We start from the raw sequence: 20,812 nt of genomic DNA, 5'->3' as shown, positions 1-20,812 counted from the left end.
AGTGGCACACGAGCACGATTCAGCGACAACCCCGGTCCGCGAGGCCGGAGCGCACTACGACTTCGCCGAGATCCAGAACAAGTGGCTTCCGGTCTGGGACGAGCTGAAGCCGTTCTCCACGGCCGACCCCGACGACAAGCGGCCGCGCAAGTACGTGCTGGACATGTTCCCGTACCCCTCCGGAGACCTGCACATGGGCCACGCGGAGGCGTACGCGCTGGGTGACGTGATCGCGCGTTACTGGCGCCACCAGGGCTTCAATGTGCTGCACCCGATCGGTTGGGACTCCTTCGGCCTGCCCGCCGAGAACGCCGCGATCAAGCGCGGGCTCGACCCGGCCGGCTGGACCAACGACAACATCGCACAGCAGAAGGCCTCCATGCGCCGCTACGCGCCCAGCTTCGACTGGGATCGCGTGTTGCAGACCAGCGACCCCGACTATTACCGCTGGAACCAGTGGCTGTTCCTGCAGCTGCACGAAAAGGGCCTGGCCTACCGCAAGGCCTCCCAGGTCAACTGGTGCCCGTTCGACCAGACCGTGCTGGCCAACGAGCAGGTGGTCAACGGCCGCTGCGAGCGCTGCGACAACCTGGTCACCAAGAAGAAGCTGACCCAGTGGTACTTCCGGATCACCGACTACGCTGACCGGCTGCTGGACGACCTGAACCAGCTGGAGGGCGCCTGGCCCTCCAAGGTGCTGTCGATGCAGCGCAACTGGATCGGCCGCTCGACCGGCGCTGACGTGCAGTTCGCGATCGAGGGCCGTGACGAGCCGGTCACCGTCTACACGACGCGCCCCGACACGCTGTACGGCGTGACGTTCATGGTGGTGGCGCCCGACTCCGAGCTGGCCGCCGAGCTGGTCGCCGACGTGCGCCCGGAGGTGCGCGCGCGATTCGACGAGTACCTGGAGGCCGTGCGCGGCACGACCGAGATGGACCGGCTGAGCACCGACCGCGAGAAGACGGGGGTCTTCCTGGAGCGGCACGCGATCAACCCGCTGACGGGGGAGCGCATCCCGATCTGGGCGGCGGACTACGTGCTGAGCGACTACGGTCACGGCGCGATCATGGCCGTGCCGGCCCACGACCAGCGCGACCTGGACTTCGCGCGCGCCTTCGACCTGCCCGTGCGCATCGTCGTCGACACCACGCAGCCAGTCACGGGGGCCATCCCGGTCATCCACACCGATCCGGTGACGGGCGAGCCGATCCTGCCGGAGGATGCTCCGCTGGAGAATCCGTCGGAGACCGGCGTCGCGCTGACCGGCGAGGGCCGCCTGATCAACTCCGGCCCGTTCGACGGGCTGAGCAAGTCGAACGCCATTCGCCGCGTCACCGAGGCGCTGCAGGGTTCCGGCCTGGGCGCGCCGGCGAAGAACTTCCGCCTGCGCGACTGGCTGATCTCGCGCCAGCGGTACTGGGGCACGCCCATCCCGATCATCCACTGCGAGCAGTGCGGCGAGGTGCGGGTCCCTGAGTCCGAGCTGCCGGTGCTGCTGCGTCCCGCCGAGGGCCTGGACCTGCAGCCGAAGGGCACCAGCCCGCTGGGCGCGGCCTCCGACTGGGTCAACGTCTCCTGCCCGAACTGCGGGGGTCCGGCGAAGCGTGACACGGACACCATGGACACGTTCGTCGACAGCTCCTGGTACTTCCTGCGCTTCCTGAACCCGAACGACCCGACCCAGGCGTTCGACCCGAAGGAGGCAGAGAAGTGGGCGCCCGTCGACCAGTACGTCGGCGGCGTGACGCACGCGATCCTGCACCTGCTGTACGCGCGCTTCATCACCAAGGTGCTGTTCGACCTGGGCTCGATCAGCTTCACGGAGCCCTTCACGGCGCTGCTCAACCAGGGCATGGTGCTGATGGACGGTTCCGCCATGAGCAAGTCGCGCGGCAACCTGGTGAAGCTGTCCGAGCAGCTCGACGAGCACGGCGTCGACGCGGTGCGCCTGACCATGTCGTTCGCCGGGCCGCCGGAGGACGACATCGACTGGGCCGACGTGTCGCCGTCGGGCAGCGCGAAGTTCCTGGCGCGCGCCTGGCGCGTCGCCCAGGACGTCTCGAGCGCGCCCGACGTGGTCTGGAAGACCGGCGACCCTGCGCTGCGCCGCATCACGCACCGGTTCCTCGCCGATGCGCCCGGCCTGGTGGAGGCGTTCAAGTTCAACGTGGTCGTCGCGCGCCTGATGGAGCTGGTGAACGCGACCCGCAAGGCCATCGACGGAGCGCCCGGCGCCGCAGACGCGGCCGTGCGCGAGGCCGCCGAGGTCACAGCGATGGCCCTGAACCTGTTCGCGCCGTACACGGCGGAGGACATGTGGCAGAAGCTGGGCTACGAGCCGTCCGTCGCTCTGGTGCAGTGGCGCAAGGCCGACCCGACGCTGCTGATAGAAGAGGCCGTCACCGCGGTCTTCCAGGTCGACGGCAAGGTGCGCGACCGCGTCGAGGTCTCGCCGAAGATCTCCACCGACGAACTGGAGGCCCTGGCCCGCGGCTCGGAGGCCGTGACCCGCTCGGTGGGCGACCGCGAGATCGTGAACGTGATCGTGCGCGCACCGCGCCTGGTGAACATCGCAACCCGCGGCTGAGCCTGAGCGTTCGTCGCTGTCGCGACGGTGAGCGGCGGTCCTCCGGTGGAGGGCCGCCGCTCGTGCGTCACCTGGCGCCACCGGGGTGGGAATGTCCTCCCCAGTGCGGCCGCCATCCTTGTTGTCCACCGATCCGGCGCCCGCCCGGATACCGGCCTCAGCTCCTTCCTAACGTGGAGGCATGCGGCATCGGGCGGGGGAGACGGAACGCGCACCGTCGCGCCGCCTGAGGGTCGGCGTCGGTGCAGCGACCGTGCTGCTCATCGCCGCGTTCGTCATCGCAGCGCTGGTCTCGGGGATGAGCGGAGGGCAGAGCGTACCGCTTCCGTCTGTCGCGGCCTCGGCGCCGGCGACGCCGTCGGGCACCCCACAGGCCGCCGAAGGTGATGAGCTGTACGTGCACGTCTCGGGGGCGGTCGCGCGACCGGGCCTGATCAGGGTCGCGAGCGGCTCGCGCGTCGTCGACGCGGTCGACGCGGCCGGCGGATTCGCCGAGACGGCAGACCCGGCGGGCGTCAACCTCGCGCGCTTCGTCCGCGACGGAGAGCAGTTGCGGGTTCCGGCGCTGGGTGAAGTGGCCGCCGTGGTCGATGGTGCGACGGGGGAGGCCGGTGCGGGCGGAGCCGTCGGCGGTCTTGTCGATCTGAACCGGGCGACCACCACGCAGCTCGAGACGCTGCCCCGGATCGGGCCGGCGTTGGCTCAGCGCATCATCGAATGGCGTGAGGCGCACGGCGGGTTCTCCGCCGTGACCGACCTGCGGAGCGTGTCCGGTGTGGGCGAGAAGCTGTTCGACGCGCTGAAGGACCGGGTGACGGTCTGATGCCCGACCTCCGGCTCGTCATCCCCGCGGTTGCCCTGTGGATCTGTTGCGGGATCGGGGTCGGCGTGAGCGGCGCGATGCCGATCGTGGCGGTGGGCGCCGGCCTGCTGGCGGCGACGGCTTTGGCTATGGCCGCCCTGAGAGAACGGTTCGGACGAGGTGCTGTTCGATCCGGCGGGAGGGGCTGCATCCGTCGGAAATCGTCTGGCCGCCAACCGGCAGGTCCGTCGCCGCTCGGTGCCGGCTCGTCCGTCGGCGCCCGCGGAGAGAGGCCACGTTCGCCGCAGAGGCGCCGACGGCCGGCCCGTTCGGCGCCTCGACATCCGCTGGGTCGCTCTTGGTCCCGCGGCCTCGCCGCCTCGGCCGTCGCTCTCGCTGCGGTGGCGCTCGGGGCGGCCGCGATCGGCGCACAGGCGCCCCAGCGGACGGACGCGGTGCTCGAGAGCGCAGTGCAGAAGAAGCATCGTGCGGAGGTCGCGGTGCGGGTCGAGAGCGCGCCCCAGCGGTCGGCCGCGGGTTTCGACGGCGTCGAGCACTGGAGGTTGCGCGGCACGACCGTGGCGCTCGACCCGGTGGGCGCGGAACCTCTCGCGGCGAGGGAAGCCGACCCGAATGCCGTCGTCGGTGGCGGCGTGCCCGTGTCGATCGTCGCGCCGGGTGATGCCCGGTCGGTGCGCTCCTACGCGCTCGGAGCCGTCATCACGGCGCAGGTGTCCGTATTGCGCAACGAGCCGGGGGAGAGAACCACGTACCGGGTTCGGGCGTCCGAGCCTCCCACCGTCCGCGACCAGCCGCCGCTCTGGCTCGCCTGGGCGGCCCCCGCGCGCGACGCGTTCGCCCGGGCCGCCGCCTCCGCACCGGGCGACGGCGGCGATCTGCTGCCCGGTCTCGCCATCGGCGACGAGACGGCTGTGAGTCCCGGCCTCGACGAGGCGATGAAGGTCTCGGCGCTCAGCCATCTCACAGCGGTGTCCGGAGCGAACTGCGCGCTCGTCACGGGGGTCGTGTTCCTGATCGCGCGAAGCGTCGGCCTCGGGCGTCGAAGTCGAACCGTCGCCGCTGCCGCCGCCCTCGCGGCGTTCGTGGCCCTCGTGGGTCCGGGGGCCAGTGTGCTCCGCGCTGCGGCGATGGCGACGGTCGTCCTCGTGGGGCTGGCGCGCGGCCGTGTCGCCGACGGCCTGCCTGCCCTGGCGTTGGCCGTCGTGGTCCTGCTCGTGCATGATCCGTGGCTCGCCCGCGACTACGGCTTCGCACTGTCTGCTCTGGCCACGGCGGGACTGCTGGTGCTCGCGCGCCCGCTGGCGGCCACTCTGACGCGGTGGCTGCCGCGCGGCATCGCCCTCGCGCTCGCGGTACCGCTCGCTGCGCAGCTCGCCTGTCAACCGGTGCTCATCCTGTTGACGCCGACGCTTCCGCTATACGGCGTCCTGGCCAACCTCGTCGCGGAGCCGGCCGCTCCGGTCGCGACCGTCCTCGGGTGCGTCGCGTGCCTGCTCCTGCCCTGGGCTGCCGCGCTCGGACAGCTCGTGGTCTGGGTCGCCTGGCTGCCGTCGGCCTGGATCGCGCTGGTCGCCCGATTCGCGGCGGAGCTGCCCGGTGCCGCCCTGCCCTGGCCGGACGGGCTTCTCGGCGTGCTGCTGTGCGCGCTCACCCTCGCGGCGGTCGCACTCCTTGCAGTGCGCAGTCGTCTGCCCCGGATGCTCGCGTCGGCGGTGACGATCGCCCTGCTCGGCGGTGTGTCGGTCTACGCCGGGGCACTGGGCGGCCTCGAAGTCGGTCGCACGGTGAGCCGGCCGGGGGAATGGCGTATCGCGGCCTGCGATGTCGGACAGGGCGATGCGCTACTGGTCAGGGACGGAGACCACGTCGCTCTCATCGACGTGGGGCGCAAGCCGGAACCGCTCGTGCGCTGCTTGGAGACGCTCGGTGTCGACCGCCTCGACTGGGTCCTGCTCACCCACTTCGACGCCGACCACGCGGGCGGGGTCGAGGCGGTGCTCGGGCGTACCGACCGGGCGATCGTCGGGCAGCCGGACCGTCCGGCCGACCACCGCTATCTCGAACGGCTCAGAGCGGCCGGTATCACCCTCGAGGCCGGGCGGGCGGGCATGTCCGGAGTGCTGGGCAGCACGCCCTGGCAGATCGTCTGGCCGCCGGCCGCCGAGCCGGGCGGAACGCAGCTGAGCGGCAATCCGGGCAGCCTGGTCGTCCGCACGGAGGCGCCCGGGCTGAGCGCGCTCTTCCTCGGCGATCTCGGAGAGACCGAGCAGGACGTCCTGCAGTCGTCGGGATCGATCGGGCCGATCGACGTCGTGAAGGTCTCCCACCACGGTTCGGCCGACCAGAGCGCACACCTCTACCAGAAGCTGCGTGCGCCTCTCGGCCTGGTCTCCGTCGGCGTCGACAACGGCTACGGCCATCCGACCGACCGCGCGCTGTCGATGCTGCGGGAGTCCGGTACAGTCGCGGCGCGCACCGATCGCTCGGGCATGCTGCTGGTCTCGGCGACACCGGGCGGGCCGGCGCTCTGGACCGAGCGTTCCGACGAGGTGGAGGCGGCCGCGAGTGCCGGTGGTCGCCCCTATCCTGGATACGGACGAGGAGGAACGTGGCGACACGAAGCAACAGCAGAGCCGGCGGCTCTCGCGGCCGTGCGGGCGCGAGCGCACCGAAGAGCGCTATCCCTCAGCTGGCGTGGAACCAGATCCGGCCTGCTCCGGTCGTGCTGGTGTCGGGAACGGAGGGTTTCCTCGCGGATCGCTCCACGCGGATGCTGCGCGACCTCCTCAAGGCAGATGATCCGAGCCTGGAGATCAGTGACATCTCCGCCGCGGACTATGCGCCGGGCGAGCTGCTCACGCTCGCGAGCCCCTCCCTGTTCGGTGAGCCGCGCCTCATCCGGGTCGACGCGGTCGAGAAGACGGGCGACGGCTTCCTCGCCGACATGCTCGACTACCTCACCTCACCGGCGGACGGCACGGTCGTCGTCCTCCGGCACGCCGGCGGCGTTCGCGGCAAGAAGCTGCTCGACGCGATCCGTGCGGGCACCGGCGGCGGCGTCGAGGTGGTGTGCGCCGAGCTCAAGAAGGACACCGAGAAGTACGAGTTCGCACAGGCGGAGTTCGCCGCCGCCGGCCGCAAGATCACGCCTGGTGCACTGCGGTCGCTCACGTCGGCATTCACCGACGATCTGGCGGAGCTCGCCGCGGCGTGCCAGCAGCTGCTCTCCGATTCGGCGGAGCAGATCACGGAAGCAACGGTCGACAAGTACTACGGCGGCAGGGTCGAGACCAACGCGTTCCAGGTCGCCGACGCCGCGATCGCGGGCCGTCACGGCGAAGCGCTGGTGACGATGCGGCACGCGCTCGCGTCCGGTGCCGATCCGGTGCCGATGGTGGCGGCGTTCGCCAGTAAGCTCCGGACCATGGCCAAGCTGTCGGGTGCCAGGGGCGGTTCCGGCCAGCTCGCGCAGCAGTTCGGGCTGGCGCCCTGGCAGGTCGACCGAGCCCGGCGCGATCTGTCCGGCTGGACGGAAGACGGCCTCGGGCGCTGCATCGAGGTGCTCGCCGAAACCGACGCCAACGTCAAGGGCGGCGGTCGTGACCCGGTCTTCGCCCTCGAACGGATGATCCGCATCGTGAGCACGCGCGGCCGCGCCTGAGGTCAGCGGGACGCGCCGATAGGCCGCTGCTGCGTGTCGCCGCGGTACCGGCGCTCGCCTCAGCGCTGCACTCGATACCGCAGGTGGAGAACCCGGTCGCCCTGGACCACCTCGACCGGGCCGACCAGCCCATGTGGTGCCGCGACCGACCCGAAGTAGCGTTTGCCCGAGCCGAGCACCACGGGTGCGACATCCATGCGCACCTCGTCGACCAGGCCGGCTGCGAACACCTGGCCACCGACGTCACCGGCGGCGACCTCGACCAGGCGGTCGCCCGCGAGCTCCAGGGCGGTCGCCACGGCGGCCTCGACGCTTGCGACGAAATGGAAGGGCGCTTCGGGGTCCCAGCCGTCGGGTTGAGGCCGGTGTGTCACGACGACGACGTGGTCGACGCCGCCGGGTGGCACGCCGTCCCACCCGTCGGTCAGGTCGAAGACGTGACGACCGACGATCGTCGCCCCGATCCGATCCCAGTAGGCGCGGGTGTAGTCGTACGACGCCTGCGACACCCTCAGCACGCCGCTGTCGTCCAGCGGGACATCGCCGCTGGTCAGCCAGTCGAACAGCGGGCCGGGCTGATCGCTGTCGTCGGCAATGAAGCCGTCGACCGACACTGAGCTGTACATGACAACGGTCCCCACGTCGTTCTCCTTCGTCTGATGCGTGCTCGAAGCGTCTGACGATCGTAGCGAGAAGGGGAGCGGATCAACCGGGCTGATGCAGCGAACCCCCGCACCCGTTGTCCACGGGGCGGGGGTTCGTCGCGGCGCGGGACAGGTCCCGCGAGCGGTCGCTGCTCAGAGAGCGGCGACCTGCTTGGCGATGGCCGACTTGCGGTTCGCCGCCTGGTTCTTGTGGATGACGCCCTTGCTGGCGGCCTTGTCGATCTTCTTGACGGCGAGACGCAGCGCCGCGGTCGCCTTCTCCTTGTCGCCGGCGACGACAGCCTCGCGAGTGGCGCGGATGGCCGTCTTCAGCTCGCTCTTGACCGCCTTGTTGCGCTCCTGCGCCTTCTTGTTGGTCTTGTTGCGCTTGATCTGCGACTTGATGTTTGCCACGGATGGTTACTTTCGTTCGAAGTGGGTATCGGATGTGCCGCTCAGCGAGAGAGGGCGCCTCGCGGCGTTCGTGCGGACGAACCCACACGCAAGCCAACAAACAACTTTAGCAGCGGGCGGCCTCCGCGCCAAAACGCGCGGGAACGCGCGGACGCCGTGTCAGCTGCGCGACAGCTCCGGTGCGTAGCTGCCCGAGAGGATCTCGTCCGCCAGCGACGGGCCGTTCGGCTCCCAGCCCAGATCGATGCGCGCCTTGGTTCCTCGCGCCTGCTGGTCGAGCAGCAGCGCCTCCGCGAGCCCGGCACCGAGCCGCGCCGACGTCTGCTCGACGCTCTCGGCCTCCACACGCCCGTCCAGGCCGGCGGCGCGCGCAGCGAGCTCACCGAGCTCGCGGACCGTCGGGTTCGCGCCACCTGCGGCGATGTACACCTCGCCTGCTGCACCGTTCTCGAACGCGAGCACGTAGAGCGCGGCGACGTCGTCCACGTGCACGGTCGCCCAGTGTTGCGAGCCGTCGCCGATGAGCTGCAGCGCCGGGGCGACGCCCGATCCGCGCGGCGCGTCGACGATCACCCGGGCGAGCCCCTTGCCGTGGCCGTAGACGATCGACGGCACGACGACCGAGCCGCGAACACCTTCGGCGCCCAGCACCACGGCCTCGTTGGCCGCGCGCCAGGCCGTGATCGCGGGAGGCGCAACGGGGGAGCCCTCCGCGATGTCCGGGTTCGATCCGTAGGTCCAGATGCCGCCGGTGTGCACGAACGGCTTGCCGCTGCCGGCGAGACCGTCGAGCACTGCAGCGATGAACACCGGGTCGACGTCGTGACCGGAGGCGAGGTGGATGACACCGTCGCTCTCCTGTGCGAGACGGGCGACGAGTGCGCTGTCCGTCGCGTCGCCCACGACGGCGGCGGCCCCGGCGTCGCGCACGAGCTGCGCCTTCGACTCGTCGCGCACCAGCGCGGTCACAGCGTGCCCCTCGTCGAGGAGGCGGGGGAGGACGGAGGATCCGATGTAGCCGGTCGCGCCGGTCAGGAGAATGCTCATACCTCCAGTCAACGCGGGACCTGCCCGCGCATTCCCGAGAGTGTGCTCCGGACCTACGCCGTGCCGCCGAGCGTAGGCTCGACTCCATGACCGCATCGAGCATCGCCATCGTCAACGCGTATGTCGTCCCCGTCGTCGGGGATCCGATCGAGAAGGGCACCGTCGTCGTCGAAGACGGTCGGATCAGCGCGGTCGGCCCGTCGTCCGAGATCGCGGTGCCGGAGGGTATCGAGACCCTCGACGCGACAGGCAAGTGGGTGCTCCCCGGGTTCGTGGAGGCCCACGGCCACGTCGGCATCCACGAGGAGGCGAACGGCCCGGCCGGCGACGACACCAACGAGATGACCACGCCGAACACGGCGGCGGTCCGCGCGATCGACGCCGTGAACATCGACGACGAGGGCTTCAGGGACGCACTCGCCGGGGGCGTCACCGCCATCGTCGTCAAGCCGGGATCCGGCAACCCGATCGGCGGACAGACCGTCGCGATCAAGAGCTGGGGCGGGCGCACGATCGACGAGCAGGTGATCAAGGAGGCCGTGAGCGTCAAGTCCGCGCTGGGCGAGAACCCGAAGCGCGTCTACGGCGGCAAGAACCAGACGCCGAGCACTCGCTTGGGCGTCGCCCTGATCATCCGCGAGGCGTTCGTCGACGCCCAGAACTACGCCGCGGCCCGTGCGGAGGCCGAGCGCGACGGCAAGCCGTTCGCGCGCGACCTGACCAAGGAGACGCTCGCGCGCGTGCTCGCCGGTGAGCTCGTCTGGGATCAGCACACCCACCGCCATGACGACATCGCGACGGCCATCCGCCTGGCCGACGAGTTCGGCTACAAACTCGTCGTCAACCACGGCACCGAGGCGCACAAGATCGCGGACGTGCTGGCCGAGCGCGACATCCCGGTCATCTTCGGCCCGATGTTCACCTCGCGCTCCAAGGTCGAGCTGCGCGACCGCGCCATCGGCAACCTCGCCCTGATCGCCGCGGCGGGCGTGCGCGTCGCGATCACGACGGACCACCCCGTCGTCCCGATCAATTTCCTGGTCCACCAGGCCTCGCTCGCGGTCAAAGAAGGCTTGCCGCGCGAGACGGCGCTGGCGGCGCTCACGGCGAACCCGGCATCGTTCCTCGGCCTCGACGACCGGGTCGGCGCCCTCGAGCCGGGCCGCGACGGCGATGTCGTGATCTGGTCCGGCGACCCGCTGGACGTCACCTCCCGGGCCGAGCGCGTCTTCATCGACGGCACGGAGGTCTACCGCTGGCAGGACGGCGCCGGCCACGTCGTCGAGCGCGGCGAGCGCTTCGCCTGAACCGTCCGGCATCGAGTGGGCGGAAGGTCCGCCCACTCGACGGTTTTCGCCCGAATTCGCGCCGTCTCGTTCGTTCGAGCCGGGCCGGCGTTCATGGGAGAATGAGCCCACAATGTCACCACGAGCCCTGAAGCCCCTCGAGCCCGCCGCGACCGACCCGGCCTCCATCCGCAACTTCTGCATCATCGCGCACATCGACCACGGCAAGTCGACGCTGGCCGATCGCATGCTGCAGATCACCGGAGTGGTCTCCGACCGGGACATGCGCGCGCAGTATCTCGATCGCATGGACATCGAGCGCGAGCGCGGCATCACGATCAAGAGCCAGGCCGTCCGGATGCCGTGGGCGCTCGACGGCGAGACCTTCGCGCTCAACATGATCGACACCCCGGGGCACGTGGACTTCACCTACGAGGTGTCGCGTTCGCTGGCCGCGTGCGAGGGCGCGATCCTGCTCGTCGACGCAGCGCAGGGCATCGAGGCGCAGACGCTGGCGAACCTGTACCTGGCGTTGGAGAACGACCTCACGATCGTCCCGGTGCTCAACAAGATCGACCTCCCGGCGGCAGACCCCGACAAGTACGCGGCCGAGCTCGCCAGCCTCATCGGCGGCCGCCCGGAAGACGTGCTCCGTGTCTCCGGCAAGACCGGCATGGGCGTGGAGGCTCTGCTCGACCGGGTCGTGCAGGAGATCCCCGCTCCGGTCGGCGTGGCGGACGCTCCGGCCCGGGCGATGATCTTCGACTCCGTGTACGACAGCTACCGCGGCGTCGTGACGTACGTCCGCATGGTGGACGGCAAGCTGGGCCCGCGCGAGCGCATCCAGATGATGTCGACGAAGGCCACCCACGAGATCCTCGAGATCGGCGTGTCCGCGCCGGAGCCGACCCCGTCGAAGGGCCTCGGCGTCGGCGAGGTGGGCTACCTGATCACCGGCGTGAAGGACGTCCGCCAGTCGAAGGTCGGCGACACCGTCACCACGGCCGTCAAGCCGGCGACGGAAGCCCTCGCCGGCTACACCGAGCCCAAGCCGATGGTGTTCTCGGGCCTGTACCCGATCGACGGCAGCGACTACCCCGAGCTGCGCGAGGCGCTCGACAAGCTCAAGCTGTCCGACGCCGCGCTCGTCTACGAGCCGGAGACCTCAGTGGCACTCGGCTTCGGCTTCCGCTGCGGCTTCCTCGGCCTCCTGCACCTGGAGATCGTCACCGAGCGTCTGGAGCGCGAGTTCGGTCTCGACCTGATCACGACGGCGCCGAGCGTGATCTACGAGGTCACCACCGAGGACAAGAAGGTCGTCACGGTCACCAACCCGAGCGAGTTCCCCGGCGGCAAGATCGACAGGGTGGAGGAGCCGGTCGTCAAGGCGGCCATCCTCGCGCCGAAGGACTACGTCGGCGTGATCATGGAGCTCTGCCAGGGCCGCCGCGGCACCCTGCTCGGCATGGAGTACCTCGGCGAAGACCGCGTCGAGATCCGCTACACCATGCCGCTCGGCGAGATCGTCTTCGACTTCTTCGACCAGCTGAAGAGCCGCACCGCCGGCTACGCCTCCCTCGACTACGAGCCGTTCGGCGAGCAGGAGGCCGACCTCGTCAAGGTCGACATCCTGTTGCAGGGCGAGACGGTCGACGCGTTCAGCGCGATCGTGCACCGCGACAAGGCCTACGCCTACGGCACCATGATGGCCGGCCGCCTGCGCGAGCTCATCCCGCGCCAGCAGTTCGAGGTCCCCATCCAGGCGGCGATCGGCGCCCGCATCATCGCGCGCGAGAACATCCGCGCGATGCGCAAGGACGTCCTGGCCAAGTGCTACGGCGGCGACATCACCCGCAAGCGCAAGCTCCTCGAGAAGCAGAAGGAGGGCAAGAAGCGCATGAAGATGGTCGGCCGCGTCGAGGTCCCCCAGGAGGCCTTCATCGCGGCGCTGTCGGGCGACGTCGAGAAGAAGGACAAGAAGTAGCTCGTCCGGAGGGGAACACGTGGATTCATATCGTTTCCAGGTCGCGAGCGACGGTTCGACTCGGGACGGTCTCGCGGTCGAGCTCGTCGACGCCGACGGCGAGAGGCTCCTGGAGGTGTTCCGCGACGACGACCGGGGCGGCGAGCTCACGTTCAACTCCTTCGGGACCGTCAGCGTGAGTTTCGCCGCGGCCGCGAAGCTCGTTGAGCTCGCCCGCCGAGAGTTCCTGACTGAAAAGTAGTAGCGCCCGAAACGTGAGTGATCGCCGCGATCGGCAGCCGGATTCCCGCGGATACTCGCGTCTCGGCGGCGGGGGCGAGGCCGGTCGGTTCGCGCTCGGGCGCTGATTGACGGAGGATGGTTTCCATGCGCCGCTCCAGCTTCACCGACCAGCCCGTCACCTACGGGTCCGTCGGCGGTACGCAGGCCGCCGACCTGCTGTACTACCCGCCGAAGGGCTACCGGCCGCTGGAGCGGAAGGTGCGCCTGGGCAGCGGTGAGGAGCGGTTCGAGGCCGCCTCGGCCGCGCTGATGACGTGGGGTGTGCAGCGCGGCAGCGGCATCCGCGTCACCCAGGTCGAAGAGGGCACCGGCGTCCAGTACGAGGGCATCGAGTTCGACGACGACGGAACGCCGCGCGGGATGCGCGAGCACCGGGTGGAGGAGGACGTGTTCGCCGACGACGGCACACCCTTCATCCGCAACGGGATGACCGCGGTGCTCAAGATCCCGTTCGGTCCGTTCAAGGTGTCGGCTCCGTGCCGGGTCGTCTACGTCGTGGACGAGCCGCACCGTCGCGGCTTCGCGTACGGAACGCTCAAGGGGCATCCGGAGAGCGGTGAGGAGGCCTTCCTGGTCGAGCTGCGGGACGACGGGACGGTCTGGTTCGTCGTCCGCGCGTTCTCGCGGCCCTCGAACGGCTTCTACCGCCTGGGCTACCCGGTGCTGCGCGCGACCCAGAACACCTACACCAAGCGCTACCTCCGCTCGCTGCTGCCCGCGCGGTCGGCCTGATGCCGGGGGGCCTCCCGCTGGGCGATCCGGCGCCCGCCGACGGCGTGCTTCCCGGCACGGCGGCCGTCGGAGCAGGCGAGCGCGATTTCGGGGTGTACCTCCACGTGCCGTTCTGCCGGGTGCGCTGCGGGTACTGCGACTTCAACACGTACACCGCCACCGAACTCCGCGGCGTGTCGCAGTCCGACTACGCCGGACACGCGGTCCGGGAGGTCGCGTTCGCCGCCGAGGCGCTCGAGCGCAGCGGGGTGCCGACCCGGGAGGTGTCGACCGTCTTCTTCGGGGGCGGTACGCCGACGCTGCTCCCGCCGGACGACCTGGGTGCGATGCTCGCGGCCGTGCGCGGCGCGTGGGGGATCGCGGACGGCGCGGAGGTGACGACCGAGGCCAACCCCGACTCCGTCGACGCCGACGACCTGCGCCGGCTCGCCGACGCCGGGTTCACGCGTGTCTCGTTCGGGATGCAGTCCGCGGTGCCGAGCGTTCTGGCGACCCTGGAGCGGACGCACGACCCTGAGCGCGTCCCGCTGGTCGTCCGCTGGGCGCGGGAGGCCGGCCTCCAGGTGAGTCTCGACCTGATCTACGGCACGCCGGGAGAGTCCCTCGACGACTGGTCGCGTTCGCTGGATGCCGCGCTGGCGTGCGAACCCGACCACGTGTCGGCGTATGCGCTGATCGTCGAGCCCGGCACCAAGCTCGCGCGTCAGATCCGCTCCGGCGCCGTCCAGGAGCCGGACGACGACCTCGAGGCCGACATGTACGAGCTGGCCGACGCGCGGCTCGCCGCCGCCGGCTACGGCTGGTACGAGGTCAGCAACTGGGCGACCGACGACGCCCACCGCTCCAGGCACAACCTGGCGTACTGGCTCGGGCACGACTGGTGGGGCGTCGGGCCCGGCGCGCACAGTCACGTCGGCGGCGTGCGCTGGTGGAACGTGAAGCATCCCGCCGCGTACGCCCAGCGGGTGCTGGCGGGGGAGTCGCCCGCGGCGGGCCGCGAGACCCTCGACCCCGAGACGCGGCGCGTCGAGCGGGTGCTGCTGCTCACCCGGATCCGCGAGGGCGTGACCGTCGACGAGCTGGAGGCCCCGGGGCGGCGTGCGGTCGCCGGTCTCATCGCGGATGGTCTGGTGGACGCGAAAGCCGCCCTCGCCGGGTCGGTGGTGCTGACCCTGCGAGGGCGGCTTCTGGCGGACGCCGTCGTGCGACGGCTGCTCGCCGAGGAGTGATCGTGTGACCGGGGCCGGTCTCAGCTCACGAACTTGATGGCGACCGGGTAGGTGTAGAACTGTCCCTGGTTGGCCTTGATCGCCGCGATGATGCTGAACACGATGTTGAGCACCCAGACCGCGAGCAGGATGATCAGGCCGATGCCGACGATGCTGAGGATCCAGCCGACGACGTAGCCGATGAAGAGCGTGATCTGGAAGTTCAGCGCGGTGGCCGTGTGCGACCGGATGAACGGGCCGCGGTCTTTGAGCACGAGGTACCCGACCAGGGCGGGGATCCAGTTGAACAGGATGCCGCCGATGTGGATCAGGGTGGCCCAGAGCTTCTCGTCGGCCGGGCTCAGCGACTGCGCCTGACCTCCGTACGGCTGCTGGGGCGGCGGGGGTGGGGGCGTTGCGGACATGGTGTTGTCTCCTCCAATGGGGTAATGACGCGTCTCAGCCTAGAGGTCGGAGGGCGATCCTGAGAAGCAGCCGAGAGCCTTTGCCTGGTTTCTGTCGACTATTTGATGAACCGGAAGTTGATCGGGTAGCGGTAGCTGCCGCCACTGTTGACCTTCACGAACCCGAGGATCGAGAACACCAGGTTCACGATGTAGAGCGCCCACGGGATGAGGAGGCTGAACAGGAGGAAGCCGATCCCGAGCGTGAACGAGCCGATGATCACGCCGAGGATCTGCGAGACGGCCCACGCGATGATCCAGGTGATCTGCCAGTTGAGCGCCTCCTTGGCCTCCTGGTTGGTGAGTGCTCCGCGGTCTTTGAAGACGAGCCAGATGATCAGCGAGGGGAGGAACCAGAGAATGCCGCCGAGGTGGGCGAACGAGGCCCACTGCTTGTCCTGGGCGGGGTCGAGGGGAGCGGCGGCTGCCGACGCGTACTGCTGCTGGGGCGGGACGGAGCCGGCGGGTTGTCCGGCGGGAGCGCTGTACGGCTGCTGCGGGGGGACGCCGTTGTCGCCATCGGCGGGAGGCTGGGTCGGGTCTGTCATGAGGAAACCCTTTCGTGGTCGGCTGCGGACTGTTCCGAGCTGGTGCGCATACCGTACAACCGCGGGGGCGCAGCGTAAATCATCGGTGTCGCGCGTTGCCCGATCTCCGAGTCTGAGGCGTTATGATTAGCACTCAGGATCTCCGAGTGCCAGCCCGCCCGGGGTCCTTCCCGTGCTCGATCCGTACGCTCGAACCTCGAGCCCCAGTGACGACAGGAGGCGGTTGGCGTGGTCTCGGAACGCAGTCTCGAAGTGCTCCGCGTCATCGTGCAGGACTATGTCGCCTCCCGGGAGCCGGTCGGCTCCAAGAGCATCGTGGAACGGCACTCGTTCGGCGTGTCCGCTGCGACGATCCGCAACGACATGGCGCTCCTCGAGGAGGAGCAGCTGATCGCGGCACCGCACACCTCGTCCGGGCGTGTCCCCACCGACAAGGGGTATCGGCTGTTCGTCGACCACCTCGCGGAGGCACGCCCGCTGTCCGCGGCACAGCGCACCGCGATCGAGACGTTCCTCGGGCAATCGGTCGACGTGGACGACGTGCTGTCGCGCACCGTGCGGCTGCTGTCGCAGCTGACCAACCAGGTCGCGCTCGTGCAGTACCCGTCGGTGGCGCGGTCGAGGATCCGGCACATCGAGCTGGTCTCGCTCGCTCCGCGCCGGCTCCTCAGCGTGCTCATCACCGACTCCGGAGCGGTCGAGCAGCGCGTGATCGAGCTGCCGGAGGAGCTCGACGACACCGAGATCGCGGAGATCAGGGGCGCCATCAACGGTGCTGCGGCGGGTCTCTCGCTCATCGACGCCGCCACCCGCCTGCGGGAGCTCCCCGAGCACCTGAGCGATCGCACCAGGGCGCTGGTGGCGCCGGTAGCCGGGGCGCTGCTGGATCAGATCGCCGCCAACCGCCAGGACAAGCTGGTGATGGCCGGTGCGGCGAACCTGGCCCGCACCGAGACCGATTTCCCCGGTTCCATCACACCGGTGCTCGAGGCCATCGAGGAGCAGGTGGTCCTGCTGCGGCTCTTCGACGAGATGGCGCTCGACCAGCACGGCGTCGCCGTGAGCATCGGCCGCGAGAACCCCGTGGTGGGGCTGACCGAGACGTCCGTGATGTCGAGCACCTACAGCTCGGGTTCCGATGTCGCACGTGTCGGCCTCCTCGGGCCGCTCCGCATGGACTACTCGGGCAACATGGCCGCGGTCCGCGCTGTGGCACGCTACCTCTCCCGCCTCCTCGGCGACTGACACCGACCTGACGAAAACGACGCGACGAACAGAAGGAACAGCCTCACTTTGGCCGACCACTACGAAGTACTCGGCGTTGACCGCAACGCCACCCCCGACGAGATCAAGAAGGCGTACCGCCGGCTCGCGCGCGAGCTGCACCCCGACGTCAACCCGAGCAGCGAGGCGCAGGAGCGCTTCAAGCTCGTCACGCACGCCTACGACGTGCTCAGCGACCCGCAGCAGCGCCAGCAGTACGACCTGGGCGGCTCCACCGGTTTCGGTGGAGGCGCGCCCGGCGACTTCGCGGGTTTCGGCGACATCTTCGAGACGTTCTTCGGCGGGGGCGGCGGCGCGACGCGCGGCCCTCGGTCGCGCCGCGAGCGCGGCCAGGACGCTCTGCTGCGCGTGGAGGTCGACCTCGACGAGGTCGTCTTCGGCACCCACCGCGACCTGGAGGTCGACACAGCGGTGGTCTGCGAGACCTGCAACGGTTCCTGCTGCCAGCCCGGCACCGCTCCGGTGACCTGCGACATCTGCCACGGCACGGGCAGCATCCAGCGCTCGGTGCGCTCGCTGCTCGGCAACGTGATGACCTCCAGCCCGTGCGGCAGCTGCCGCGGCTACGGCACGGTCATCGCCACGCCGTGCGTGACCTGCCAGGGGCAGGGGCGGGTCCGCGCGCGTCGCACCGTTCCCGTCGACATCCCCGCCGGCGTCGACACGGGCCTGCGCCTGCAGATGCCCGGCTCGGGCGAGGCCGGTCCCGCGGGCGGCCCCAACGGCGACCTCTACCTCGAGATCAAGGTGAAGCACCACGACGTCTTCAGCCGTGACGGCGACGACCTGCTCTGCACGCTGGAGGTGTCGATGGCCGACGCCATCCTCGGCACAACGGCCACGGTGAAGGCCCTGGACGGCGACATCCGCCTCGAGCTGAAGCCCGGCACCCAGAGCGCGGACATCGTCTCGGTCAAGGACCGCGGGATCACGCACCTGCGCGGCAGCGGCCGGGGCGACCTCCGGGTCGGCATCCAGGTCGTGACGCCCACGAAGCTCGATCACAAAGAGAAGGAACTGATCAAGAAGTTCGCGGCGAGCCACCACAGCGCGGAACCGTCGCTCGCGCGGTTCCAGCAGGGGCTGTTCGCCAAGCTCCGCGACCGGTTCCTCAACCTCTGAGCATGCGGCGCCGCCGATGAGCTCCCTGTACCTGCGCGAAGACCTCGCCGAGGTCGAGGTGGGCGCCCGGCTGACCCTGACCGGCGCCGAGGCGAAGCACGCGTCGACCGTCAACCGCACCCGGCCGGGCGAGAGCGTCCTGATCGGCAACGGACGCGGGCTGGTCGCCTCCGGCGAGGTCCTGGTCGCCACGAACTCCGAGCTGACGATCGACGTGGAGGCCGTCGAGCGGGTTCCGCGCTCCGAACCCGCCATCACCCTGGTGCAGGCCCTCGCCAAGGGCGACCGCGACGAGCTCGCGGTGCAGGCGGCCACCGAGCTCGGGGTGGACGCGGTCGTTCCGTGGGCGGCCTCCCGATCGGTGTCGCGCTGGGAGGGAGCGAAGGTCGCGAAGGGCCGCGACCGCTGGGCCGCGATCGTGCGCGAGGCGAGCAAGCAGTCCATCCGGGCCTGGACCCCGGAGGTCGGCGGGCTGTCGTCCACGAAGCAGGTGGCCGCGATGACGGCCACGCATCGTCTGCTGGTGCTCGAGCCCGGCGCGACGGACGGGTTGACCTCGGTCCGGCCGGACGGCCGCCCGCTGGCGCTCGTCGTCGGCCCGGAGGGCGGGATCGCGCCGCACGAGCTGGACGCCTTCCGCTCCGCCGGAGCCGAGATCGTGCGCCTCGGCGACACCGTGCTGCGCACCTCCACCGCCGGTCCCGCGGCGCTGGCGGTGCTGAACGCGGCGCTCGGGCGCTGGTAGTCCCGCGACGACGGTCGGCCCGACGAATAGGATGGATGACATGGAGACAGGGGAGCGCTCGATCTTCTCGCGCATCATCGCGGGCGAGATCCCGGCCGACGTCGTGTTCGACAGCGAGCGGATCATCGCGTTCCGCGACATCGCGCCGAAGGCACCCGTGCACCTGCTGGTCGTGCCCAAGACGGAGCGGTACCGCGACGTCGTCGAGCTCGCCGCCGGTGATCCCGACCTGCTCGCCGAGCTGGTGGCGACCGCCAAGCAGCTCGCCGACGAGCACGCCGACGGTGATTTCCGACTGATCTTCAACACCGGTGCGGGGGCGGGACAGACCGTGTTCCACGTCCACGCCCACATTCTGGGTTCGCCCGCGGGCGGGCTCGAGGAAGGAAGCCTTGGCGACGAGTGAACCGACGCCGACCCCGCCGGCGGACGCGTCCGGCCCGGTTGCCCCTGCGAGTTCGGCGGAGGCCCGACTGAGCGTCGACGGAATCCAGATGGTGCGTCTGCTCGGGCCGCAGGACCGCCTGTTGACTACCCTGGAGCGCCAGTATCCCCTGGTCGACGTGCACGTGCGCGGCAACGAGATCAGTCTGACGGGTGATGCCACCCAGGTCGCCGCCGCCCGGGCGCTGCTCGAGGAGCTCCTGCAGATGGTCCGCAACGGCCAGGACATCGGCCCGGCCGAGGTGGCGAGCTCTGCGCGGATGATGCGCAGCGATCTTGGGCTCAGCCCGTCCGATGTGCTGAGCCAGGCCATCCTGACCGCGCGCGGCAAGAGCATCCGGCCGAAGACCCTCGGCCAGAGCCAGTATGTGGACGCCATCGACCACAACACGATCGTCTTCGGCATCGGCCCTGCGGGAACGGGCAAGACCTACCTCGCGATGGCGAAGGCCGTTCAGGCTCTCCAGCGCAAGGAGGTCAGCAGGATCATCCTGACCCGCCCGGCGGTGGAGGCCGGCGAGCGGCTCGGCTATCTGCCCGGCACGCTGACGGACAAGATCGACCCGTACCTGCGGCCGCTCTACGACGCGCTGAACGAGATGCTCGACCCCGACCTCGTGCCCAAGCTGCTCGCGGCAGGGACCATCGAGGTCGCACCGCTCGCCTACATGCGCGGGCGCACGCTCAACGACTCGTTCATCATCCTCGACGAGGCGCAGAACACCACGCCGGAGCAGATGAAGATGTTTCTCACGCGGCTCGGGTTCAACTCGAAGATGGTCGTCACCGGCGACATCACGCAGATTGACCTGCCGAACGCGGCGAGCGGCCTCCGACTGGTCACCCGGGTGCTGAAAGAGATCGACGACATCCACTTCGCGCGGCTGACCAGCGAAGACGTGGTCCGCCACAGTCTCGTCGGCCGCATCGTCGACGCGTACACCGAGTACGACGCCAGGCAGCAGGCCAGGCAATACGAGCGCGACGAGGCACGCGAGTTCGCCAACCGCGCCGAGCGGCGAGCAGCCACGCCCCGCGACCACCTCCCGAAACGACAGGGCCCCGCACGATGAGCATCGAGATCAACAACGAGTCGTCCATCGAGGTGGACGAGTCCGCCCTGCAGCGCCTCGCCGGCTATGCGCTCGACATCATGCACGTGCACCCGGACGCCGAGCTCGCGATCGTCCTGGTGGACGAGGCCGCGATGGAGCAGCTGCACGTGCAGTGGATGGACGAGCCCGGTCCCACCGACGTCCTCAGCTTCCCCATGGACGAGCTGCGGCCGGGAACCGAGGAGGAGCCGGCGCCGGCCGGCCTGCTCGGCGACGTCGTGCTGTGCCCCCAGGTGGCGCAGGTGCAGGCGGAGACCGCCGGGCACACGTTGATGGACGAGCTGCTGCTGCTGACCACACACGGCATCCTCCACCTGCTGGGCTTCGATCACGCGGAGCCGGCGGAGGAGCGCGAGATGTTCGGTATCCAGCGCGACATCCTCGTCGGCTTCTCGCGCTACGACCGACAGCGCTAGGCG

At 70.0% G+C, this 20,812-nt stretch carries 20 protein-coding genes and 1 pseudogene; 15 read left to right on the top strand and 6 right to left on the bottom strand.

The window, feature by feature from the left end; all coding sequences use genetic code 11:
• Position 1: 1 nt before the first annotated feature.
• Both leuS and JNB50_RS06300 read left to right on the top strand, forming a co-directional pair.
• The gene (leuS, locus tag JNB50_RS06305) at positions 2–2,590 is read left to right on the top strand and encodes a leucine--tRNA ligase (protein ID WP_208039277.1); all 2,589 of its coding nucleotides are present in this window, start codon (positions 2–4) and stop codon (positions 2,588–2,590) included.
• Between the two features lie 181 nt (positions 2,591–2,771).
• Positions 2,772–3,413 carry a ComEA family DNA-binding protein gene (locus JNB50_RS06300; RefSeq protein ID WP_208039276.1) on the top strand — a complete coding sequence of 214 codons (642 nt, stop codon included), beginning with the start codon at positions 2,772–2,774 and terminating at the stop codon, positions 3,411–3,413.
• A gap of 679 nt (positions 3,414–4,092) precedes the next feature.
• Here the strand turns inward: JNB50_RS06300 and JNB50_RS24960 are convergent.
• On the bottom strand, positions 4,093–4,410 hold the full coding sequence (locus JNB50_RS24960; protein WP_243768122.1) for a hypothetical protein: 318 nt from the start codon (positions 4,408–4,410) through the stop codon (positions 4,093–4,095).
• On the opposite strand from JNB50_RS24960, the pseudogene JNB50_RS24955 reads away from it, so the two are divergent.
• Together JNB50_RS24955 and holA are read left to right on the top strand one after the other, a co-directional pair.
• Positions 4,349–5,728, top strand: a pseudogene (locus JNB50_RS24955) (ComEC/Rec2 family competence protein); the annotation flags it as partial. The gene JNB50_RS24960 and the pseudogene JNB50_RS24955 overlap by 62 nt on opposite strands.
• 293 nt (positions 5,729–6,021) lie before the next feature.
• Positions 6,022–7,074 carry a DNA polymerase III subunit delta gene (holA, locus tag JNB50_RS24950; protein ID WP_307794619.1) on the top strand — a complete coding sequence of 351 codons (1,053 nt, stop codon included), beginning with the start codon at positions 6,022–6,024 and terminating at the stop codon, positions 7,072–7,074.
• Between the two features lie 59 nt (positions 7,075–7,133).
• Here the strand turns inward: holA and JNB50_RS06285 are convergent, their stop codons facing one another.
• From JNB50_RS06285 to JNB50_RS06275, 3 genes are all read right to left on the bottom strand, one after another.
• A complete protein-coding gene (locus JNB50_RS06285; protein ID WP_208039274.1) occupies positions 7,134–7,715 on the bottom strand; it encodes a dihydrofolate reductase family protein in 582 nt (193 codons plus the stop codon).
• A gap of 156 nt (positions 7,716–7,871) precedes the next feature.
• Positions 7,872–8,132: a 30S ribosomal protein S20 gene (gene rpsT / locus JNB50_RS06280; RefSeq protein WP_208039273.1), complete on the bottom strand. Its 261-nt coding sequence runs from the start codon at positions 8,130–8,132 to the stop codon at positions 7,872–7,874.
• A gap of 159 nt (positions 8,133–8,291) precedes the next feature.
• A complete protein-coding gene (locus JNB50_RS06275) occupies positions 8,292–9,179 on the bottom strand; it encodes an NAD-dependent epimerase/dehydratase family protein (RefSeq protein WP_208039272.1) in 888 nt (295 codons plus the stop codon).
• An 86-nt stretch (positions 9,180–9,265) separates the two neighbouring features.
• On the opposite strand from JNB50_RS06275, the gene JNB50_RS06270 reads away from it, so the two are divergent.
• The 5 genes from JNB50_RS06270 to hemW all read left to right on the top strand — a co-directional run bounded on the left by JNB50_RS06270 (position 9,266) and on the right by hemW (position 14,692).
• Complete coding sequence (locus tag JNB50_RS06270; protein WP_208039271.1) at positions 9,266–10,486, top strand: amidohydrolase; 1,221 nt, start codon at positions 9,266–9,268, stop codon at positions 10,484–10,486.
• A gap of 112 nt (positions 10,487–10,598) precedes the next feature.
• Positions 10,599–12,449 carry a translation elongation factor 4 gene (lepA, locus tag JNB50_RS06265; protein ID WP_208039270.1) on the top strand — a complete coding sequence of 617 codons (1,851 nt, stop codon included), beginning with the start codon at positions 10,599–10,601 and terminating at the stop codon, positions 12,447–12,449.
• A 19-nt stretch (positions 12,450–12,468) separates the two neighbouring features.
• Entirely contained in the window at positions 12,469–12,690 is a 222-nt protein-coding gene (locus JNB50_RS06260) for a hypothetical protein (RefSeq protein ID WP_208039269.1), read from the top strand.
• A 125-nt stretch (positions 12,691–12,815) separates the two neighbouring features.
• Entirely contained in the window at positions 12,816–13,463 is a 648-nt protein-coding gene (locus tag JNB50_RS06255; RefSeq protein ID WP_208039268.1) for a DUF1990 family protein, read from the top strand.
• On the top strand, positions 13,463–14,692 hold the full coding sequence (hemW, locus tag JNB50_RS06250; RefSeq protein ID WP_208039267.1) for a radical SAM family heme chaperone HemW: 1,230 nt from the start codon (positions 13,463–13,465) through the stop codon (positions 14,690–14,692). The genes JNB50_RS06255 and hemW overlap by 1 nt, the downstream gene beginning before the upstream one ends.
• A gap of 20 nt (positions 14,693–14,712) precedes the next feature.
• Here the strand turns inward: hemW and JNB50_RS06245 are convergent, their stop codons facing one another.
• Positions 14,713–15,096 carry a DUF4870 domain-containing protein gene (locus tag JNB50_RS06245; protein ID WP_208039266.1) on the bottom strand — a complete coding sequence of 128 codons (384 nt, stop codon included), beginning with the start codon at positions 15,094–15,096 and terminating at the stop codon, positions 14,713–14,715.
• 98 nt (positions 15,097–15,194) lie between these two features.
• A complete protein-coding gene (locus tag JNB50_RS06240; protein ID WP_208039265.1) occupies positions 15,195–15,683 on the bottom strand; it encodes a DUF4870 domain-containing protein in 489 nt (162 codons plus the stop codon).
• A 228-nt stretch (positions 15,684–15,911) separates the two neighbouring features.
• On the opposite strand from JNB50_RS06240, the gene hrcA reads away from it, so the two are divergent.
• The 6 genes from hrcA to ybeY all read left to right on the top strand — a co-directional run bounded on the left by hrcA (position 15,912) and on the right by ybeY (position 20,809).
• A complete protein-coding gene (gene hrcA / locus JNB50_RS06235) occupies positions 15,912–16,928 on the top strand; it encodes a heat-inducible transcriptional repressor HrcA (RefSeq protein WP_208039264.1) in 1,017 nt (338 codons plus the stop codon).
• A 48-nt stretch (positions 16,929–16,976) separates the two neighbouring features.
• Positions 16,977–18,089: a molecular chaperone DnaJ gene (dnaJ, locus tag JNB50_RS06230; protein ID WP_208039263.1), complete on the top strand. Its 1,113-nt coding sequence runs from the start codon at positions 16,977–16,979 to the stop codon at positions 18,087–18,089.
• A gap of 16 nt (positions 18,090–18,105) precedes the next feature.
• The gene (locus JNB50_RS06225; RefSeq protein WP_208039262.1) at positions 18,106–18,834 is read left to right on the top strand and encodes a 16S rRNA (uracil(1498)-N(3))-methyltransferase; all 729 of its coding nucleotides are present in this window, start codon (positions 18,106–18,108) and stop codon (positions 18,832–18,834) included.
• A 40-nt stretch (positions 18,835–18,874) separates the two neighbouring features.
• Entirely contained in the window at positions 18,875–19,240 is a 366-nt protein-coding gene (locus JNB50_RS06220) for a histidine triad nucleotide-binding protein (RefSeq protein WP_208039261.1), read from the top strand.
• Between the two features lie 88 nt (positions 19,241–19,328).
• On the top strand, positions 19,329–20,351 hold the full coding sequence (locus JNB50_RS06215; RefSeq protein ID WP_243768156.1) for a PhoH family protein: 1,023 nt from the start codon (positions 19,329–19,331) through the stop codon (positions 20,349–20,351).
• Positions 20,348–20,809 carry an rRNA maturation RNase YbeY gene (ybeY, locus tag JNB50_RS06210; protein WP_208039260.1) on the top strand — a complete coding sequence of 154 codons (462 nt, stop codon included), beginning with the start codon at positions 20,348–20,350 and terminating at the stop codon, positions 20,807–20,809. The genes JNB50_RS06215 and ybeY overlap by 4 nt, the downstream gene beginning before the upstream one ends.
• Positions 20,810–20,812: the final 3 nt, after the last annotated feature.

Source organism: Leifsonia sp. TF02-11 (assembly GCF_017565305.1).
Classification (GTDB): domain Bacteria; phylum Actinomycetota; class Actinomycetes; order Actinomycetales; family Microbacteriaceae; genus Leifsonia.
This window is presented reverse-complemented; position numbering and strand designations above follow the sequence as displayed.

Bases quoted from the DNA above. Each gene is read 5' to 3' on its own strand.
- ybeY (WP_208039260.1), top strand. From the start codon at position 20,348: ATGAGCATCGAGATCAACAACGAGTCGTCCATCGAGGTGGACGAGTCC.
- JNB50_RS06245 (WP_208039266.1), bottom strand. From the start codon at position 15,096: ATGTCCGCAACGCCCCCACCCCCGCCGCCCCAGCAGCCGTACGGAGGT.
- JNB50_RS06300 (WP_208039276.1), top strand. From the start codon at position 2,772: ATGCGGCATCGGGCGGGGGAGACGGAACGCGCACCGTCGCGCCGCCTG.
- JNB50_RS06220 (WP_208039261.1), top strand. From the start codon at position 18,875: ATGGAGACAGGGGAGCGCTCGATCTTCTCGCGCATCATCGCGGGCGAG.
- JNB50_RS06240 (WP_208039265.1), bottom strand. From the start codon at position 15,683: ATGACAGACCCGACCCAGCCTCCCGCCGATGGCGACAACGGCGTCCCC.
- hemW (WP_208039267.1), top strand. From the start codon at position 13,463: ATGCCGGGGGGCCTCCCGCTGGGCGATCCGGCGCCCGCCGACGGCGTG.
- lepA (WP_208039270.1), top strand. From the start codon at position 10,599: ATGTCACCACGAGCCCTGAAGCCCCTCGAGCCCGCCGCGACCGACCCG.
- JNB50_RS06215 (WP_243768156.1), top strand. From the start codon at position 19,329: ATGGTGCGTCTGCTCGGGCCGCAGGACCGCCTGTTGACTACCCTGGAG.
- JNB50_RS06225 (WP_208039262.1), top strand. From the start codon at position 18,106: ATGAGCTCCCTGTACCTGCGCGAAGACCTCGCCGAGGTCGAGGTGGGC.
- JNB50_RS06255 (WP_208039268.1), top strand. From the start codon at position 12,816: ATGCGCCGCTCCAGCTTCACCGACCAGCCCGTCACCTACGGGTCCGTC.
- JNB50_RS06275 (WP_208039272.1), bottom strand. From the start codon at position 9,179: ATGAGCATTCTCCTGACCGGCGCGACCGGCTACATCGGATCCTCCGTC.
- JNB50_RS06270 (WP_208039271.1), top strand. From the start codon at position 9,266: ATGACCGCATCGAGCATCGCCATCGTCAACGCGTATGTCGTCCCCGTC.